This window comes from Rudaea cellulosilytica DSM 22992, from assembly GCF_000378125.1.
Lineage (GTDB): Bacteria > Pseudomonadota > Gammaproteobacteria > Xanthomonadales > Rhodanobacteraceae > Rudaea > Rudaea cellulosilytica.
Window position 1 is genome coordinate 1125404 of record NZ_KB899241.1, and the last position, 19291, is coordinate 1144694.

The 19291-nt window shown below is 65.3% G+C and carries 18 protein-coding genes; 14 read left to right on the top strand and 4 right to left on the bottom strand.

Annotated features, from left to right (window positions below):
- The first annotated feature begins 45 nt into the window (after positions 1-45).
- From F455_RS0105025 to F455_RS0105045, 5 genes are read left to right on the top strand one after another with little or no spacing between them, the layout of a single operon-like run.
- Positions 46-339 carry an ApeI family dehydratase gene (locus F455_RS0105025; protein WP_018972183.1) on the top strand — a complete coding sequence of 98 codons (294 nt, stop codon included), beginning with the start codon at positions 46-48 and terminating at the stop codon, positions 337-339.
- Positions 336-1286, top strand: a complete 951-nt coding sequence (locus tag F455_RS0105030; RefSeq protein ID WP_018972184.1) for a lysophospholipid acyltransferase family protein — start codon at positions 336-338, stop codon at positions 1284-1286. Before F455_RS0105025 ends, F455_RS0105030 begins: the two co-directional genes overlap by 4 nt.
- Positions 1216-1863 (top strand): LolA-related protein, encoded by a 648-nt coding sequence (locus F455_RS0105035; RefSeq protein ID WP_018972185.1) that lies wholly within the window; start codon positions 1216-1218, stop codon positions 1861-1863. Before F455_RS0105030 ends, F455_RS0105035 begins: the two co-directional genes overlap by 71 nt.
- The gene (locus tag F455_RS0105040; RefSeq protein ID WP_018972186.1) at positions 1860-4196 is read left to right on the top strand and encodes an MMPL family transporter; all 2337 of its coding nucleotides are present in this window, start codon (positions 1860-1862) and stop codon (positions 4194-4196) included. The genes F455_RS0105035 and F455_RS0105040 overlap by 4 nt, the downstream gene beginning before the upstream one ends.
- Entirely contained in the window at positions 4186-4617 is a 432-nt protein-coding gene (locus F455_RS0105045) for a hotdog family protein (protein WP_018972187.1), read from the top strand. Before F455_RS0105040 ends, F455_RS0105045 begins: the two co-directional genes overlap by 11 nt.
- Before the next feature lie 5 nt (positions 4618-4622).
- Here F455_RS0105045 and F455_RS0105050 read toward each other — a convergent pair whose 3' ends face one another.
- On the bottom strand, positions 4623-5021 hold the full coding sequence (locus tag F455_RS0105050; protein ID WP_211212284.1) for a hypothetical protein: 399 nt from the start codon (positions 5019-5021) through the stop codon (positions 4623-4625).
- 102 nt (positions 5022-5123) lie between these two features.
- On the opposite strand from F455_RS0105050, the gene fabG reads away from it, so the two are divergent.
- Entirely contained in the window at positions 5124-5855 is a 732-nt protein-coding gene (gene fabG, locus F455_RS0105055; RefSeq protein WP_018972189.1) for a 3-oxoacyl-ACP reductase FabG, read from the top strand.
- 265 nt (positions 5856-6120) lie between these two features.
- Positions 6121-6651 carry a c-type cytochrome gene (locus F455_RS0105060; protein WP_018972190.1) on the top strand — a complete coding sequence of 177 codons (531 nt, stop codon included), beginning with the start codon at positions 6121-6123 and terminating at the stop codon, positions 6649-6651.
- A gap of 68 nt (positions 6652-6719) precedes the next feature.
- Here the strand turns inward: F455_RS0105060 and F455_RS19855 are convergent, their stop codons facing one another.
- Positions 6720-7340, bottom strand: a complete 621-nt coding sequence (locus F455_RS19855; RefSeq protein WP_018972191.1) for an acyl carrier protein phosphodiesterase — start codon at positions 7338-7340, stop codon at positions 6720-6722.
- Between F455_RS19855 and F455_RS0105070 the strand changes: the two genes are divergently transcribed.
- The 7 genes from F455_RS0105070 to cysG all read left to right on the top strand — a co-directional run bounded on the left by F455_RS0105070 (position 7263) and on the right by cysG (position 16609).
- Positions 7263-8111, top strand: coding sequence for an alpha/beta hydrolase (locus tag F455_RS0105070; RefSeq protein WP_083918882.1), 849 nt, complete (start codon positions 7263-7265; stop codon positions 8109-8111). The genes F455_RS19855 and F455_RS0105070 overlap by 78 nt on opposite strands.
- Complete coding sequence (zapE, locus tag F455_RS0105075; protein WP_018972193.1) at positions 8108-9214, top strand: cell division protein ZapE; 1107 nt, start codon at positions 8108-8110, stop codon at positions 9212-9214. The genes F455_RS0105070 and zapE overlap by 4 nt, the downstream gene beginning before the upstream one ends.
- A gap of 188 nt (positions 9215-9402) precedes the next feature.
- Positions 9403-10584 carry an efflux RND transporter periplasmic adaptor subunit gene (locus F455_RS0105080; protein ID WP_026293090.1) on the top strand — a complete coding sequence of 394 codons (1182 nt, stop codon included), beginning with the start codon at positions 9403-9405 and terminating at the stop codon, positions 10582-10584.
- 59 nt (positions 10585-10643) lie between these two features.
- Positions 10644-13838 (top strand): multidrug efflux RND transporter permease subunit, encoded by a 3195-nt coding sequence (locus F455_RS0105085; RefSeq protein WP_018972195.1) that lies wholly within the window; start codon positions 10644-10646, stop codon positions 13836-13838.
- Positions 13839-13953: 115 nt separating this feature from the next.
- Complete coding sequence (locus tag F455_RS0105090; protein ID WP_018972196.1) at positions 13954-14244, top strand: ArsR/SmtB family transcription factor; 291 nt, start codon at positions 13954-13956, stop codon at positions 14242-14244.
- Between the two features lie 124 nt (positions 14245-14368).
- Positions 14369-15118, top strand: a complete 750-nt coding sequence (locus F455_RS0105095; protein WP_018972197.1) for a glucose 1-dehydrogenase — start codon at positions 14369-14371, stop codon at positions 15116-15118.
- A 57-nt stretch (positions 15119-15175) separates the two neighbouring features.
- Positions 15176-16609, top strand: coding sequence for a siroheme synthase CysG (cysG, locus tag F455_RS0105100; protein ID WP_018972198.1), 1434 nt, complete (start codon positions 15176-15178; stop codon positions 16607-16609).
- A 14-nt stretch (positions 16610-16623) separates the two neighbouring features.
- Here cysG and F455_RS0105105 read toward each other — a convergent pair whose 3' ends face one another.
- The gene (locus F455_RS0105105; RefSeq protein WP_211212285.1) at positions 16624-17799 is read right to left on the bottom strand and encodes a hypothetical protein; all 1176 of its coding nucleotides are present in this window, start codon (positions 17797-17799) and stop codon (positions 16624-16626) included.
- Entirely contained in the window at positions 17774-19189 is a 1416-nt protein-coding gene (locus tag F455_RS0105110) for an MBOAT family O-acyltransferase (protein WP_018972200.1), read from the bottom strand. Before F455_RS0105110 ends, F455_RS0105105 begins: the two co-directional genes overlap by 26 nt.
- Between the last annotated feature and the right edge of the window lie 102 nt (positions 19190-19291).

A 19291-nucleotide genomic window follows, 5' to 3' on the forward strand; every position in this document is an offset into this window, starting at 1 on the left:
GAACCGCATCCGCGGGAAGCAATGTGTTCCGGCTATTATCGACGCATGATTGCCACGCGCCTGCGCATCGCTGCCGACCATCCTGCATTGCCCGGCCATTTTCCCGGGCGGCCGGTCGTGCCCGGCGTGGTCGTGCTTGACCGCATCGCCGCGGCGATCGAACGCGAATATGGTGCGCGCATCGTCGCGCTGCCACAGGTGAAGTTCGCCGCGCCGCTGCTGCCGGAGGAGGAAGCCGAGCTGCATATCGAGGAAAAGGATGGCCGGCTGCACTTTCAGGTGCTGCGCGCCGGCACTCCGGTTGCGAGCGGCATCGCCGAGACGGAGCCGACGGCGTGAGTGCGCAATGGAGCGAGCGGCGCGAGGCCGGCGGCCGCTTCGCGATTTGGCTGATCCGTGGCGCCGGCCTCTATGCGGGCCGCGGCTTCGCGCGCCTGGCGCTGTATCCGATCACGCTGTACTTCTATTTCCGCCGCGCGCGCGAACGGCGCGATTCGCGCGAGTTCCTGACTCTGGCGCTCGGCCGCCCGGCACGCGCGTGGGACATCCTCAAGCACATCCACAGCTATGCGGCGACGATCCTCGATCGCATCTACTTGCTTCATGATGCGAAGCTGGATCGTTTCGCGTTCCGCGTGCATGGCCTCGAACAGCTCGAAGTCGAGATGGCGCGCGGCCGCGGCGTGCTCCTGCTCGGCTCGCATTTCGGCAGCTTCGAAGCACTGCGCGCGCTGGCCATCCGCCGGCCTGAGGTGCGGCTGTGCGTGGTCATGGACCTCAAGCAGACGCGCGCGCTCAACGAGCTGCTGCACGCGCTCAATCCCGGCGTCGCCGCAAACGTGATCGACGCGGGCGTTGATCCGGGCGCGCTGGCACTGGCCCTGCACGAGGCCGCGCAGCAGGGCGCGCTGATCGGGCTGCTTGCCGATCGCGCGCGCGCGCAGGAGTCGACCGCAGCGGTCGAATTCTTCGGCCGTACCGCACACATCCCCGTCGCTGGCTACCAGATCGCCTCGATGCTTGACCTGCCCGTCGTGCTCGCGTTCGGCGTTTATCTTGGCGGCAACCGCTACGATCTGCACTTCGAGACATTGGCGCAAAACATGAAAATCCCACGCGGCGATCGCGCCGCGCAATTGCAGGTATGGGCGCAACGCTACGCCGCGCGGCTCGAAGACTATGCGCGCCGATATCCGTACAACTGGTTCAACTTATATGATTTCTGGGATTCTCCTCGCGAGCGCGCTGACATTCGTCGCGACTCCGTCGCCTCCGCCGCCGGCTGAACTCGCGCCGGAAACGGCGGCACTGGTTGTCTCGCTGCGCCGCCCGGTGCCGGCCGACACGGTTTACGCCGAGGTGCGCTTCGTGCACATGCTGCGCCGGCCGATCCTGTTGCGGGGCGAGCTGCACTATGGTGGCGCAGGGCAGCTGGGCAAGCGCGTCGATGCGCCGTATCAGGAGACGACCACGATCGCCGGCGCTGATGTTCGCGTGCAGCGCGAAGGCAAGAACGAACGTACGTTCTCGCTCGAACGCGCGCCCGAACTCGGCGCGTTGCTGTCCGGGTTCTCCGCCCTGCTCGGCGGCGACGCGCAAGCGCTCAACCGCGATTTCAGCGTCGAGGCGACGCGTCGCGGCGAAAGCTGGCAATTGAAACTCACCCCGCGTTCGGCTGCGCTGGTCAAGCAACTCTCGACGATGATCGTCGATGGCCGCGGCAACGAGCCGAGCTGTTTCACCTTGCGCGAGGCCGACGGCGATTCGAGCACGATGCTGCTCGGCAGCCTCGCGCAAGCCAAATTCGGCGATCCGCTGACGCGCGAGTCTGTCGAAAAACTCTGTGTCGGTCCCACGCCTTGAGCCGCGGCGCCATCGCAAATCGCTGGTTGCTGCTCGGCGCCTGGATTTTCGCCCTCGCCGCGCTCGGTTTTGTCGTTCAGCGCAGCCTCGTTGTCACCAGTGATCTGCGCGCCTTCATGCCGCCGCCGCGCAATACGGACCAGAAGCTGCTGCTCGATCAGATCGGCGAGGGGCCGGCATCGCGCCTGTTGTTGCTCGAAATCGCGGCGAAGCAGGAGTCGTTCGAGCACTTTGCCGAGCTCAGCCGCGGCCTCGCCCAGGCGCTGCGCGGAGACCCGCATTTCACCCGCGTGCTGAACGGCGAGGTTGACCTCACTGCACTTGATCCGGCGCTGCTGCCGTATCGCTACCTGTTATCTCCAACGCTCGATGCGCAGCCGCTCGATGCCGATTTCCTGCGCGATGAATTGCACCAGCGCGTCGAAGACCTGGCCTCGCCCGCGGCGGGCATGCTGAAGCCGTGGCTCGCGCGCGACCCGACCCTGGAAATGCTCAAGCTCGCGCAGCGCTGGACGCCGGCCAAGGCACCGCAGATGCGCGACGGCGTGTGGGTGGCGCCCGACGGTGGCGCGCTGCTGCTCGTCGAAACCGCTGCACCGGCGTTCGATCCGGCGGCGCAGGGCGCGGCGATCGATGCGCTGCGCGCGAAGTTCGACGCGTTGGCCGACAGCAAGCAAGCGCACTTGGAAATCAGCGGACCGGGTTACTTCAGCGTGCTCGTCAATGCGAACACGCGCGCCGAAGCCGAGTGGCTCAGCGCCATCGGCACGCTTGCATTCGCCGTTCTGCTGCTCCTCGCCTACCGTCATCCGGGCGTGTTGCTTTCGGCCGCGCTGCCGATCGCCAGTGGCGCGCTCGCCGGCATCGCCGCTACCGTGTTCGTATTCGGGCCGATTCACGGCATTACGCTTGCGTTCGGCTTCACCCTGCTCGGCGTCGCCCAGGAATATCCGTTGCGCCTGCTCAGCCACCGGCGCGCGGGTGTCAGCGCGCAGGAAAGCCTCGCCGGCGTCTGGTCGCTGTTGCGCCTGGCGATCGCCTCGGCTTGCATCGCCTATCTCGCCTTCTTCGCCTCGGGCGTGACCGGGCTGCAGCAGCTCGCTGTGTTCACGATCGCCGGCTTGATCGTCGCCGGTTTCGTCACCCGCGCCCTGTTGCCCGCAGTTCTGCCCGAGCGCTTCACCGATGTGGCCGACTCTGCGTGGCTGGAAAAACTACGGATCACGCTCGACGCGGCGCCGCGTCTGCGCGTGCTGCCGTGGCTGCTGCTCGTGCTCGCCTGTGCCGCGATCGGCTTTGCGCCGACGCCGCTGTGGCAGAACGATCTCGCCGCGTTGACACCGGTGCCGCCGCAGCTGTTGCAGCGCGAAGGCGAGCTGCGCGCCGCGCTCGGCGCTCCCGATGTGCGCTACCTGCTCCTGCTCGACGCGGCGGATGCCGACGGCGTGCTCGCCTTGTCGGAGAAAATTTCTCCACGAGTGGAAAAGTGGATTGCCGACAAGCTCGTCGACGACGTCGAATTGCCAAGCCGCTGGTTGCCGAGTCTCGGCACGCAGACCGCACGTCAGGCGAAGCTGCCCGACCGCGTCACGCTGCAGGCCGCGCTTGACCACGCCTCGCAGGACAGCGAATTCCAGCCCGACCTGTTCGTCCCATTCCTCGATGACGTCGAAGCTGCACGCAAATTGCCTCCACTGACACCAAAAACGTTTGGCGCCTCGCTGCTTGGCGCGCGGCTCAATGCGATGCTGGCTGAACGCGACGGCCGCGGCCTGGGCCTCGCCACGCTCAGCGGTGTGCACGACGCAGATGCGCTGGCGAAGGCAGTCGCGCAACTCGGCGACAACGTCAGGCTGCTCGACTTGAAGGGCGCCTCCGAATCGCTAGTCGCTGATTACCGTGCGCGCATCGGCATCGCCCTGCTCGTCGCACTAGCGCTGCTCGCCGTCGCCGTCGCCCTCGCCTTCCGCGATCTGCGCCGCGCCTGGCACGTGATCGCGCCGATGTCGCTCGCCACCCTGCTCGCGCTCGCGATGCTGCGTCTTGGCGGCGTGTCGCTGTCGCTGTTCCATCTCGTCGCGTTGACCCTAGCCGCCGGCCTTGGCCTGCACTATGCGCTGTTCTTCGAACGCCGCGTCGACGATCCGGCCGAAGCGCGCCGCACCCTGCACGCCACCTTGGTCTGTGTCGTCTCCGCCGTATTCGTGTTCGGGCTGCTCGCGACGTCGAGCGTGCCCGTGCTGCGCGCGATCGGGCTGACCGTGGCGCTCGGCGTCGCCTTCCATTTCTGCCTGTCGACGATCATGGCGAGGAATTCGCAGCATGATCGTTAAGGCAGACTGGGAATATTTGATTCCGCATCGTGGCGCGATGAGTCTGCTCGACAGCGTCGTCGATTGGGATGACGAGCACATCCATCTGACCGCGATCTCACACACGCACACCGACAACCCGCTGCGCAGCGATGGCCTGCTGCGCGCAGTGCACTTGTGCGAATACGGCGCGCAGGCGATGGCCGTGCATGGCGGCCTGTTCGCGCAGCGCGAAGGCAAGGTTGCGGCGCCGGGTCTGCTTGTCTCGCTGCGCAGCGTGCGCCTGCATGTCGCGCGCGTCGACGAGCTGCCCGGCCCGCTCGACGTGCACGCAATCAAGCTGCTCGATGGCGGTGCGAGCTGGCAATACGAATTCCGCGTCGAGCATCGAGGCCAGGTGCTCGCCGAAGGTCGCGCGGCGGTGATCCGCGCCGCGCCCTGACGAAATCAGGCGTTGCCGAGACTGGCGGTGCGTGCGGCGAGGAGACGCCCGAGGTAATGCCAGGCGAGGATTCCCGCGCCGATGCAGAACGGAATCAGCGCGAACTGCCTGCCAGTGACGCCGTGCCACAGTGCGGTTTCGTCGAACTCGAAGAATTCTGCGATCATCCACCACGCGTTCGCCGTGATCCAGAACACCACGGCAAGGTTGTGCGCGAGGTCCTCACGCTGATGGCGCGCGCGCCAAGTGATGAAGATCGCCGCGCCGAGCGTCGGCACGATCATGATCATGCCGAGTGTGCGCCACATCAGGCACCAGCTGATGTCCTTGACCAGCCAGAACACGATATGCAGATTCTCCGTGCGCCGGTGTGCCAGCGGGATGGAGTACATAGGTGTGGACATGGCGGTTCCTGTTCCCGGCAGCCGGTGTGCGATAAAGGTTCAAGGCCAGCGTAATTGGCCGGAGCCGCGCTGTGCAAGAATGTCTGCATGACAGAGAACGCTATGCATGCAAAGCCACGCCGCGCCCTCGTCACCGGGGCCAGCGGCGACATCGGCGTGGCAATCTGCGCGGCGCTCGCCGATGCGGGCCATTTCGTCTATGCACAGGCGCATGCGAATCCGGCGCGCGCGCAGACGGCGATCGACGAAATCCACAAGAACGGCGGCGCAGGCGAAGTGCTGACGTTCGATATCGTCGACGCCGCGGCGACGCGCGCGGCGATCGAGGCGAAGCTTGAATCCGGACCGATCGACATCCTCGTGCACAATGCCGGCATCCACGACGATGCTCCTCTGGCGGGCATGAGCGAGGCGCAATGGCATCGCGTGATCGATGTGTCGCTGCACGGGTTCTTTCATGTGACGCAGCCGCTGATGCTGCCGATGGCGCGGGCGAAATTCGGGCGTATCGTCGCGGTGTCGTCGGTCGCCGCGCAGCTCGGCAACCGCGGCCAGGTCAACTACGCGGCGGCGAAGTCGGCGCTGCACGGCGCGGCGAAATCGCTGGCGCGCGAAATGGCTTCGCGTGGGGTCACGGTCAACGTGGTCGCGCCGGGCGTAGTCGCGGGGCGTCTTACCGACGCGGCATTCGACGCCGCGCAGATCCGCCAGCTTGTCCCCGCCGGGCGCGCGGGCCGACCCGAGGAGGTCGCCGCGCTGATCGCGTTCCTGTGCTCGGATGCGGCCGGCTACGTCAATGGTCAGGTCATCGGCGTCAACGGCGGCATGGCCTAGAACCTGTCCTTAAAGCTACTGCGCTCGATAATTTGCGCGCCGGCGGTGCTCGGAATCCTCGTGTACACCTGAGCACACTCCGGTTCCTGCGCTCCGGCGTCGCGCAAATTCTCTTCGCTCGCTACGCTTTAAGGGCAGGTTCTTGGGGTGCCCGCCTTCCGCGCGAAGGGACTCGCCGCTATACTTTGCGGCCTTGTGCATGGCCCGTCGCCGTGCGGATCGTTTCCCTCGGCCGGCTGTGGCCGGTTTTTACAGGTATTGACCCGTGACCAATCCCGTTACCGACGCCGACCGGACCTTCCTCAAGCACTTTTCGCAGCTGATCGGCTTTCTCGTCGTGGTCATGTTCGCGCTGATCGGCGTGGCGCTGTATCTGTATTCAAAGAATCCGCCGCCGACCAATCCCTCGCATGTCGACGAAGTGCAGCAGCGCATCGCGCCCGTCGGCGGCGTCTATGCCGGCGACACCGGCAAGGCCGCGCTCGCCGAGGCGCAGGCCGCAGCGGCCAAGGCCGCGGCTTCGCAGGTCGCCTACGGCGGCACCACCGACGGCAAGACGATCTTCGGCAACCTGTGTCAGACCTGCCACACCAATGCCGCGACCGGTGCACCGGTGATTACCGACAAGGGCGAATGGGCACCGCGCGTCGCCCAGGGCCTCGACACGCTGGTCAAGCACGCAACCGAGGGTTTCACCGGCAAGAAGGGCGTGATGCCGGCGCGTGGCGGCAATCCGTCGCTGAGCGATGCGCAGGTCAAGGCCACGGTCGAGTGGATGGTTAGTCAGGTAAAGTAGGCGTTATTGCCGACAGGCTTCGCCTGCAGCAATAACTTTCGCCGTTCGAGCGGCAGCTTTGCCGCCGCTCAACGCCGAGGAACGGGGCGGTTCTTGATTCTGTTGCGGTCGTTGTGGAACGATTTCGCGAAAGCGATCAGATCCGGAAAAAATTCCTCGAATCCTGCATCCAGCAGCTGCGCATTTCCCCACAGTGCCGGTCCCGCTTCGGCCAGCGGATTCGCATGCCGTAAACGGCTGCCGACGCCGACCAACACTTTTTCGATCATCTCTTGTCGTGCATATGTAATGAACAGTCCGTTCGCGCGCATGTACGCCGCGAAGCGCAGGAGGTCGGGCGGCAGCCAGTGGCGATTCTCCTCGACCAGACGCAACGCTCGTTCGGACACGGCGTCGATCGCCTCGTCGTGAGCATAGTCGCCCCAGCGCCGCGCGAGCGCATGATCGAAATAGATGTCGATGAGAATGCCGGCAAAGCGGCGCCATGGCGGATCGAAGGCTTCGCGCAGGCGCGCGACGACCGCGTGGCCGTCCGTGTAGCTGTCGATCTTACGATGCAGAGCGATGCCATCGCGCACGCCTTCGCGCCATGCCGAGTCGGGCGCGCCGCGATGGAAGTCCGCGAGCAGGCCACCGAGCTGCAGGTCGGGATCGCGGCCGGCGAGGAAGACGTGAGCGAGGTGGTTCATGTACTTCTTATCCGGTCGCGCAGGCCAAAGATCAAGGCGCGCGCACCTATCCTGTCACTCCGCCTCGGCTATGATGCGCGTCCGATGACGACCGCCAGCACGCCCGATACGTTTCCATCCGCTGCCGATACGTTCCTGCTACAGGGACCTGCAGGCGTGCTCGAAGTCGCCACCGACATGCCGACCGCGGCCGCGGCGCGCGCGGGTACCGCCGTGATTTGCCATCCGAATCCGGTCCAAGGCGGGACGATGAGCAACAAGGTCGTGACCACGCTCGAACGCACGCTGCGCGAACTCGGTCTCGCCACGGTGCGCTTCAATTTCCGTGGCGTCGGCAGATCGAACGGCGAATACGATCATGCGCGCGGTGAAGTCGACGACGCGCTCGCGGTCGCCGACTGGGCGCGACGCGTGCGCCCGCAGGCGGCCTTGTGGATGGCCGGGTTTTCGTTCGGCGGCTACGTCGCAATGCGCGTGGCCGCGCAGCGCGAGACGGCGCAATTGATCACGATCGCACCTGCAGTCAAACGCTTCCACACGGGCGAGCTCGCAGCGCCGACTTGCCCGTGGCTGATCGTGCAGGGCGAGGCCGACGACGTCGTGCTGCCCGACGAGGTGTACGCATTCGCGGCGCAGATTGCGCCGCCGCCCGATCTGATCAAGGTGGCGGACACCGGGCATTTCTTCCACGGCAAGCTGATCGAATTGCGCGGCATCGTGCAGGCACGCGTGCGCGCAAACCTGCCGCCAATGGAAGGCGCGAGCGCATGAACAAAGCCGCAGGGACGCAGGCCGGCACGCCCAGCGCGCTTTACGCGCAAGGCGTGGCCGACAAGCGTTGGGAGGACGATCCCGCACAGCGCACCGTGCTCGTGCAGCTCGACCGCATCCAGGCCGAACTGATCGCCGCGGAAAAGACCAAGTGGTGGCAGCGCCTGCGCGCGACGCCGCCGGTGAGAGGCCTGTACCTGTACGGCTCGGTCGGGCGCGGCAAGACATTTCTCGTCGACCTGTTCTTCGAGTCGCTGCCGTTCGAAGCCAAGTTGCGCCGGCATTTTCATCGCTTCATGCAAGAAGTGCATGCTGAATTGCACCGGCTCAAGGGCCACGAGGATCCGCTCGTCGCGGTCGCCGCGCATTTCGCCGCCGAGGCGCGTGTGTTTTGCCTCGACGAGTTCTTCGTCACCGACATCGGCGATGCAATGATCCTCGGCAATCTGCTCAAGCATCTGTTCGCGCGCGGCGTCACCCTGGTCACGACCTCGAATATCGTGCCGAAGGAGTTGTACAAGGACGGCCTGCAGCGCGAGCGCTTCTTGCCGGCGATCGAACTGCTCGAGAAGAACTGCGAGGTAGTGAATCTCGATGCACAGCAGGACTATCGCCTGCGCGCGCTGACCCAGGCGGGCGTCTACTTCACGCCGCTGGGCGACGCTGCTGAGCGTGAACTGGCGGCCTGTTTCGAGCGCATCGCGCCCGAGCCGCCGCCGGCTGCGACTGCGATCGAGATCAACGGCCGCGACATTCCGCTCAAGCGCGCCGGCGACGGCACGATCTGGTTCGAATTCGCTGCGCTCTGCGAAGGCCCGCGCGCGGTCGCCGACTACATCGAGATCGGCAAGAGTTTCCACACCGTGCTCGTCTCGAACGTGCCGCAGTTCGTCGATTTTTCCGCGAGCGAGGATGCGGCGCGGCGCTTCGTCAACCTCGTCGACGAATTCTACGACCGTGGCGTCAACCTTGTGCTCTCGGCCGCAGTGGAGATTACCGAGCTGTACCGCGGTCGCCGCCTGAAATTCGAGTTCGCCCGAACCGAAAGTCGCCTGATCGAAATGCAGAGCCGGGAATATCTTGCCGGTGGCCATCGGCATTGAAAACGGATTGCAGGGCCACGGGAATTACCCGCTCGCCGCGGCCATGACTTCCGGCCGATGGTGTTGCACCGACGATTTTTTACATACTCGGCGGTACAATAATCAGCCGTCAACGGGCTTGCCTTCAGGCTGAAATTGCGCGAGCTTCTTTACCGGTCCCTTGCTGTTCAACTCGTTACGAGGCTCCCATGCCCCTGATCCCCGTGCGTCCCCTAGTTCTTGCAGCAGCCATTGCCCTCATCGCCGGCTGTGGTAAATCCCAGCAGCAGCAACAGACTCCGCCGCCGCCCGAAGTCGGCGTGGTCCAAGCCAAGTCCGAAAGCGTGCCGTTGACGCAGGATCTGGTCGGGCGTCTCTCGGCCACGCGCAGCGCCGACGTGCGCGCGCGCGTCGCCGGCGTGCTGCTCAAGCGCGTCTACACCGAAGGCAGTGACGTCAAAGAAGGCCAGGCGATGTTTGAAATCGACCCGGCGCCTTTGCGCGCCGCGCTCAACGTGCAACTGGCCAATCTCGCTTCGGCCCAGGCGACCTACACGAACAATCATGTCGCCGCCGAGCGTGCCCGCTCGGTCGGCGCCAAGGGACTGCTGTCGAAAAGCGACGTCGACAACGCGATCGCCGCCGAGCGCACGTCCGCCGCCGCCGTGCAGCAGGCGCAGGCCAATGTCGAAACGGCCAAGATCAACCTCGGCTACGCGAACGTGACCGCACCGATTTCCGGTCGCTCGGGGCAGCAGCAGGTGACCGAGGGCGCGCTGGTCGGCCAAGGCGAGGCGACCCTGCTCACGACGGTCGAGCAGGTCGATCCGATCTACGTGAATTTCAGCCAGGCAGTCGGCCAGATCGACGCGCTGCGCCAGGCCGCAGCCAAGGGCAGCGTCCAGCTTGCCGATCAGGACAAGGCCAAGGTCGAGCTGCTCGGTCAGGGCGGCAGTCCCAACGGCGTTGCCGGCGTGCTCAGCTTTTCCGACACGGCGGTCGATCCGTCTACCGGTGCCGTCACCCTGCGCGCGACCGTGGCAAATGCCGAACATCGGCTCTTGCCTGGCCAGTACGTCAACGTGCGTCTGACCATGGGCGATCTCGCGCACGCATGGCGCGTGTCGCAGGCGGCCGTGCAGCGCGATTCGCAGGGTCCTTACGTCATGGTCGTGGGCGGCGACGGCAAAGTCGTGCAGAAGCGGATCACCGCCGACACGCTCAAAGGCAGCGAATGGATCGTCACCGACGGTCTTGCCGACGGTGACCAGATCGTCGTCTCCGGCGTGCTGAAGGTGAAGCCCGGCGCTCCGGCCAAGGCGATTCCCTATCAGCCTGCCGCAGCGGGCGCGCCGGCGCAGGCAGCGGCGGCACCGAGCGACAAGCACTGATTCACCACGTGGCTCAATCCGCAACGACGCGCACAGCCTGAGGTACGTAGGAATTCCCCATGCCCAGATTCTTCATCGACCGTCCCATCTTCGCCTGGGTCATCGCCATCCTGATCACGATGGGCGGCCTCATCGCGATACTCAATCTCAGTATCGCCTCGTATCCGGCGATCGCGCCAACCCAGGTCGCGATCAGCGCCTCCTACCAGGGCGCCGATGCGGACACGGTGCAGAAGACCGTCACCCAGGTCATCGAACAGCAACTGACCAGCATCGATAACCTGATGTACTTCAGCTCGAGTTCGAGTGCGAACGGGTCGGCGTCGATCACGCTGACGTTCCAACCCGGCACCGATCCCGATATCGCCCAGGTGCAGACGCAGAACCGCGTCTCGCTGGCGACGCCGCGCCTGCCGTCCGAGGTGACCCAGCAGGGCATCACGGTGGTGAAGACCAATCCGGACTTCCTGATGTTCTTCTCGCTCGTCTCCGAGGACGGACGCTACGATTCGGCGGCGTTGAACAACTTTCTCTCGCAGAGTATCGCCGATCAGATTGCGCGCATCCCGGGCGTTGGCAGCACGCGCCAGATCGGTTCCGAATATGCGATGCGCGTCTGGCTCGACGCGGACAAGCTGCACGGCTACAGCCTGTCGGCGGCACAGGCGCTGGCCGCGGTGCGCGCTCAGAACGTGCAGATCGCGGCCGGTTCGGTCGGCTCGGAACCGGCGCCGGAGGGCAGTGCGTTCACCGCGCCGGTGATCGCCGAAGGTCGCTTCACGACGCCGGAAGAATTCCGCAATATCATCCTGCGCACCAACTCCGATGGCACCTCGGTGCGTCTCGGCGACGTCGCCCGCATCGAACTCGGCCCGTTCAACTACGGCCTGCGTTCGACCTTCGACGGCAAGGGCGTGGCCGGCTTCGGCGTGCAGCTCGCCGGCGACGCGAACGCGTTGACCGTGCGCAAGGCGGTCATCGCCAAGCTTGAGGAACTGAAATCGATCTTCCCGCCCGGGGTGAACTACGTCGTGCCCTACGACACGACCGACTTCATCAAGATCTCGATCCAGGAAGTCGTGCAGACGTTGCTCGAGGCGATCGTGCTCGTGTTCCTCGTCATGCTGATGTTCCTGCAGAACTTCCGCGCAACGATCATAGCGACCCTGGTCATCCCGGTTGCGCTGATGGGTGGTTTCCTGTCGATGTGGATGGTCGGTTTCTCGATCAACCAGCTCACCCTGTTCGGCATGGTGCTCGCGATCGGCATCGTCGTTGACGACGCCATCGTCGTCATCGAGAACGTCGAGCGCATCATGACCGAGGAAGGCCTCGATCCAAAGGAAGCGACGAAGAAGGCGATGGACCAGATCTCCGGCGCCGTGGTCGCGATCGCGCTCGTGCTCATGGCCGTGTTCATCCCGAGCGCGCTGCAGTCCGGTTCGGTCGGCGTGATCTACAAGCAGTTCGCGCTGACCATCGCGCTGTCGACCGCGTTCTCGGCTTTCCTCGCGCTCGCGTTCACGCCGGCGCTGTGCGCGACGATCATCAAGCCGGTGCACGAGCACGGCAAGAAGAACATCGCGTTCCGCGCCTTCGACAAGGTGTTCAATTGGGTGCGCGGCACCTACGTCGGCCACGTCACTGGTGCGATCCGCCACATGCCGGCGTGGATGGGCGTGTTCCTCGTCGTCGGCGTCATCTGCGGCTGGCTGTTCAAGGTGCTGCCGACGAGCTTCGTGCCTGAGGAGGACCAGGGTTACGCGCTCGTCATCGCGGGACTGCCCTCGGGCACCGGTATCCAGAGCACCAACAAGGTGATGGATCAGATCTCCGAGACGCTGCGCAAGGATCCCGAAGTCGACCACGTTTTCGCGATCTCCGGCTTCAGCTTCGTCGGCGCCGGCGAGAACGTCGGCATGGCGTTCACCAAGCTCAAGCCGTGGGACGAGCGCTCGCACACCGCGATGGACCTGATCCACAAGTTTCAGGGCCAGCTGTTCGGCGGCGTCAAGGATGCGCTGGTGTTCGTCGTCAACCTGCCGACGATCCGCGGCCTGTCGCAGTTCGGTGGCTTCGACTTGTATCTGCAGGACCGCGGCGGCCAAGGCCACGAGGCGCTGATCGCCGCGCAGAACACGCTGCTGGCCAAAGCGGCAGAGAAAAAGAACCTGCTTGCCAACGTGCGTCCGAACGTGCTGCCGAGCGCGCCGCAGTTGAAAATGTCGGTCGACCGCGTGCAGGCGCAATCGATGGGCCTCTCGCTTTCGGACGTCTATACGTCCATCCAGCTGATGCTCGCACCGGTCTACGCCAACGATTTTTTCTACGGCGGCCGCGTGCTGCGCGTGAACATGCAGGCCGACGCGCCGTTCCGCGCCTCGACCGAGGGACTGACCCATTTCTACGTGCCGAGCGCGACGCAAAGCACCACGACCGCGTTGAGCGGCGGCGGCACCGCGACGACGCCCGCGATGATTCCGATATCGAACGTCGTCAAGACTCAATGGAGCTTCGGCTCGCCCGCGCTGACCCGTTACAACGGCTTCGAGGCGATCGAAATCGTCGGCGCCGAAGCGCCGGGCGGCAGCTCGGGTGCGGCGATGGATGCGATCGCGAGCATCGTCAAGGACGACCTGCCGACCGGCTTCGGCTTCGACTGGACCGGTCAAAGCCTGCAGGAAATCATCTCGGGCAACCAGGCGCCGATGCTGTATGCGCTATCGATCCTCGTCGTGTTCCTGTGCCTGGCCGCACTGTATGAGAGCTGGTCGATCCCGTTCGCGGTGCTGCTCGTCGTGCCGCTCGGCATCACCGGCGCGCTGCTCGCGACCTGGGGCCGCGGACTGACCAACGATGTTTATTTCAAGATCGGCATTCTCACGATCATCGGCCTCGCGGCGAAGAATGCGATCCTGATCGTCGAATTCTGCGTCGACGAACAACGCCGCGGGCGCCCGCTCGGCGCGGCAGTCATCGACGCCGCACGCCTGCGCCTGCGGCCGATCCTGATGACCTCGTTCGCGTTCATCCTCGGCGTGTTCCCGCTCGCGATCTCGACCGGCGCCGGCGCCAACTCGCGCCACGCGATCGGTACCGGCGTCATCGGCGGCATGCTGTTTGCGACCTTCCTTGGCCTGCTGTTCATTCCTGTGTTCTACGTGTTCGTGCGTCGCCTGCTCGGCGACAAGATGGAATCGCGCGAGGAAACTCAAGCGGCGCTCGCAGAAGCGGAACAGCACGGCGCGCACTGAAACGGTTGCATGCCTAGAACAAACGGCCCGGCGTTCCGGGCCGTTTGCGTTTGCGCGTGAAGAACGCCGAGGCCGGCGGCTTGCATAGCCTTCGCCGCGCACCCATCCTAGGCGCATGGCTGCGACAAAAATCAAACTCGACGACCGCCAGTTCGAGCGCATCGCGCGCGCGCTGGCCGAACCGCGTCGCGTCGAGATCCTCAAGCAGATCGGTAGCTGCGATTCGTCGATGCCGTGCAGCGCGCTGCAGGACACGCATCAAGTCAGTGCGGCGACGATCTCGCATCACATCAAGGAGCTGGAGACGGCCGGCCTGGTCGAACTCGCGCGCGAGGGCAAGTTCGTCCGCCTGAGCCTGCGCCGCGACGTTCTGGCCGCCTATCTGGCTCGGCTCGCGGCGATCTGAACCGTTCGCCGGTTTCTCTCCAAAAATTCATTTTTGAATCCCTTGAAACGGTGTGCCGCGCACCCCTTATCACTTAGACGATTAGATAATCATCTAATTGATATTCTTCCAACGGGATAAGCATATGAGCAAGTTGCAGGGCAAAGTGGCAGTGGTGACGGGCGCATCCAAGGGTATCGGTGCCGGCATCGCCAAGGGTCTGGCCGCGGCTGGCGCCGCGGTCGTGGTCAATTACGCATCGAGTCGCGAGGGCGCCGACCGCGTCGTCGCGGAAATCACCCGGGCCGGCGGCAAGGCGGTCGCGGTGCAGGGCGACGTTGCCAAGGCGGCTGACGTCGAGCGGCTGTTCGCGGAAACGAAAAAGGCCTACGCCAAGCTCGACATCCTCGTGAACAACGCGGGCGTCTACCAGTTCGCGCCGCTCGAGGAGGTGACCGAGGAGTTGTTCCACCGCCAGTTCAACACCAATGTGCTCGGCTTGCTGCAGGCCACGCGCGAGGCGGCCAAGCACTTCGGCCCCGAGGGCGGCAACGTCATCAACATCAGTTCGGTCGCCAGCCAGCTCGGCCTGCCCGGCTCGTCGGTCTACGCGGCGACGAAGGGCGCGGTCGATACGATCACTCATGTACTGTCGAAGGAATTGGCGCCGAAGAAGATCCGCGTCAATTCGATCAATCCGGGTGGCGTGGAGACCGAGGGCACGCACGCGGCGGGCATCATCGGCAGCGACTTCGAGAAGCAGATGGTCGCGCAGACCCCGCTCGGCCGCCTCGGCCAACCCGAAGACATCGCTACCATCGCGGTCTTTCTCGCCTCCCCAGACTCAGCCTGGCTGACCGGCGAGAAACTGATCGCCTCGGGCGGCACGCGCTGAGGTCCAACGCCCGCGGTCCGTGGCAAAATCGGCGTTCGACGAACCGTTCGAACGCCGATGAACCTATTTCCGATCTTCGCCAATCTCGCCGGCCGCCGCGCCTTGATCGTCGGCGGCGGCGTCGTCGCCGAGCGCAAGGCAGCTTTGCTGCTGAGCGCGGGCGCGCAGCTGGACGTCGTCGCGGCCGATGTGACGGCGCTGTTCGGCAAATGGATCGCTGCCGGCAAAGCGCGGCATTGCGCCGAAGCATTCGATGAACAACAGCTCGACGGCTGCTGGCTTGCCGTTGCCGCCACCGACGATCGCAGGTTGAATGCGCGCGTTGCCGCGGCAGCAAATGCGCGGCGCATCTTCGTCAACGTGGTCGACGATCCGTCCCTGTGCACGTTCCAGGTGCCGTCGATCGTCGACCGTTCGCCGCTGATGATCGCGGTCTCCACCGGCGGCGCCGCGCCGATGCTCGCGCGCCTCGCGCGCGAGCGCATCGAAACCCTGTTCGACCACAGCTGGGGCACGCTCGCCGGACTGCTCGAACGCGCACGGGCGCGCATCCGCGAGCGCTACGCCAGCCTGCCCGCACGGCGGCGCTTCTACGAAACCTTGCTGCGCGGGCCGGTCATGCGGCTCGCTGCGGCGCGGCGCTTCGACGAGGCGAACGCCGCCCTCGACGCCGAATTGGCCGGATCCTCATCCTCTAGCGGCGAATCGCAGATTCCGGATTCCGATCTGCATCCGCTACCCGAGAACGGTTCGGTCACGCTGGTCGGCGCGGGGCCTGGCGATCCGGGCCTGGTCACGCTCAATGCGCTGCGTGCGCTCAACGAAGCCGATGTAATCCTGCACGATCGCCTGGTCAGCCCCGACGTGCTCGACCTCGCCCGCCGCGATGCCGAACGCATCGATGTCGGCAAAATCGTCGGCAAGCACCACACGCCGCAGGCGCAGATCAACGAGCTGATGCTCGCCGAGGCGCGCAAGGGCAAGCGCGTCGTACGCGTCAAAGGCGGCGATGCTTTCATCTTTGGCCGCGGTGGCGAGGAAATCGAATTCCTGCGCGAACATGGAATTCGCTATTCGATCGTGCCGGGCATCACCGCGGCGATCGCCTGCGCCGCTTACGCCGGCATTCCGCTCACCCATCGCGACTACGCGCAAAGCGTGCGCTTCGCTACTGCGCATCGGCGACGCAGCGAGAGCGATGGCGATGCCTTGACCGCCGCCGGCGAAACGCTTGCGATCTATATGGGCGTGGCCGAAGCCGCACCGTTGCGCGACCGCCTGTTCGCCGATGGCTGGCTCGCCGATACACCATTCGCGATCGTCGAGAACGGCACGCGGCCCGAGCAACGCGTCGTGCTCGGCACGCTCGCCGAGCTCGTCGAGCGTGTGCAGGCGCACGACGTGCACGCGCCGGCGCTGTTGATTCTCGGCGCGGTCGCCGCGTTGGCGGCGCAGAACCATTGGTTCGCCGCGACACCCGTCGACAAATAGTCGGGCGGAACGATCTAGCGCGCGGCCGCGCGCTTGTCGTCTTTCGGCCAGAAGTCGCGTTCGATGATCGTGTACAGCGCGGCGGTGAAGCGCTCCGAGTCGGCCAGCGACAGGTGCGACCATTCCGGCAGGTTCCAGGCCTGATTGAGCTCGGGGTAGTCCTGGAAATGGATGCCCGGCGCACCGGTACGCGCAAGCAGCACGTCCCAGGTCTTCGCGCGCGGGAACACTTTGTTGTCGAATTCGAGGTACGGTCCGCTCGTCGGCGGGCGTACGAACAGCACCTGCACCCCGCGCGCACGCAGTTTCGCCACCGCATCGACCGCGCGCTGGATCTGCGCGTCGATCACCTTCTGCAGTTTCTCCGGCGTGTCGACGTTCGGTGGCGGCGGCGCATTGAGACGTTGCGTCCAGATGCCGCGCGCGATCTCGCGGTAGGCCGCGTCGGTCTCAACCTTACTCCAGATGTGGGTGTTTCGGTCGGCCCCCTGCTCCATCAGCTTGCGCACCGGATCGATCGCCGGGATGCCCGGGCGGCGCGGCCAAGCCTGGCGCTTGACCACCGCCGCGAGCGCGAAATCGAAATCGTAGAACGCGAACCACGGTTCGACGAACATGCGCGACAGCCAGTTGCCCATGCGCTGCGACGGCGTCTCCTTGTGATAGAACGGTACGACTTCGCCACGATAGGCGAAGCCCGTGAAAAACAGGTCGGAGGCGACGCCCGCGAGCACGCGCCCGGTGAAATTCGGGTCAGCTGCGAGATCCTCCAGGACGATCACACCGGAGGTGCCTTCGATCGCGAGCTGGATCGGCCGCTCACCGGCAAGTTTCTCCCAGACCGGCAACTGCACGTCGAACAGCACGCGCGAGGATCCCTCGAGCACGGTCTTGCCGCCTTCGCCCGTATCGATGCGGCGGCGCTGCTGCGCCCATTCGGCGTTGCTGTTGTAGTAGCCGGGCGTCGCGCCGAACGCGCGCCAGTAGAACTCCCAGCCCGCTACCAGCAGAACGAACAGCACCAACGTAGCGACGAAGATCGGCCCCCACGGCCGTTCGGGTATGTCGCGCTCAGGCACCGGCTGCGCGACGCCGGGACGGTCAGACGCGGTCAGCCGCTCGGCGCCCGAGCTGCTGACACGGCGCAATGCCGGATCGGGAAGATCAGAACTGGAAGTAGATGAATGCACTGCCTTCTCCCTGAGCAATGACGATCGCGAATGCCATCAGCGCCCATGCCGCGCACAGCGCAGCCGGATGGGTGCGTGCCACGACTGATTCGAGCGTGCGCCCGCGCATGAACCAGTGCGTGGACACGATCGCGCCGACGATCGCGGCCGCCGCGATCAACGAGAAATACGAAAGGATCGGACGCGCGTCCGCATGCTGGCCGAACATGCCGCCGAGCACGAGCCACGCCTTGCCGAATGTCTTCGCGCGGAAGAACACCCAGGTAAGGTTGACCAGCATGTAGGTGAGCAGGCCGAGGCAGACGAATGCGAGCGGCCCTGGGCGATAGCCGCCGAAACGCCCGCGCAGGAAGCGCTCAACCGCGAGATACAGGCCGTGCAGTCCGCCCCAGGCGACGAAGGTCCAGTTCGCGCCGTGCCAGAGGCCGCCGAGCAGCATCGTCAGCATCAGCGCGACGTAGGTGCGTGCGACGCCGTGGCGGTTGCCGCCGAGCGGGATGTAGAGATAGTCGCGCAGCCACGACGACAGCGTGATGTGCCAGCGCCGCCAGAAATCCGAGAAGCCGACCGCCGCGTACGGGAAGCGGAAGTTGTCGGGCATCGCGAAGCCGAGGCACAGCGCGGCGCCGATCGCGGTCGTCGAGTAGCCGGCGAAGTCGCAGAAGATCTGGCCGCTGAACGCGAGCGTCGCCGCCCACGCGTCGAGTGCGCCGGGGATCTTGTCGGCGTCGTAGACGCGTTCCGCGATGTCGGACAGGAAGCTATCGGCGAGCACGATCTTGTTGAACAGACCGAGCGTCATCAGTGCGAGCCCGAAGCGCAGCTGTGCTCCGGTCGCGCGCCGCGGCTGCTCGAACTGCGGCACGAGTTCGGTCGGGCGCATGATCGGCCCCGCGACGAGATGCGGGAAGAAGGTCACGAACAGCGCGTAGTCGAGCAGGTTGCGCGCCGGCGCCGCACGGCGCAGATAGACATCGAGCGTGTAGGACATCGTCGCGAACGTATAGAACGAGATGCCGACCGGCAGCACGATGTCGTACTTGGCGGGGTGGTAGGCCCAGCCCATCGCGGTCATCAGAGCGGTGAAGTTGTCGAGCATGAACTGGCCGTACTTGAAGTAGGCCAGCATGCCGAGGTTGGCGACGACCGAGAGCAGCATCCAGGCGTGACGCGCGGCCTCGCGCTTTGCCTTGACGAGCCCCTGCGCCGCGTACCAGTCGACGACGGTCGATACCCAGAGCAGGACGATGAACGGCGGATTCCACGCGGCGTAGAAGATGTAACTTGCGATCAGCAAGTTGACCTTTTTCGTGGTCCAGGACAGCGGCAGGTTGTGCAACACCAGCACGCAGGCGAAGAACACGACGAACGTGAGCGAATTGAAGACCATGGTTCCCCCGACCGACGATCTGGATCGCTGTTGCGCGGCGGAGCATGCGCCTGTTCGCGCCGTACTGCAATCAAATGTATTTCGCTTGAGCCCGCGCCTTTC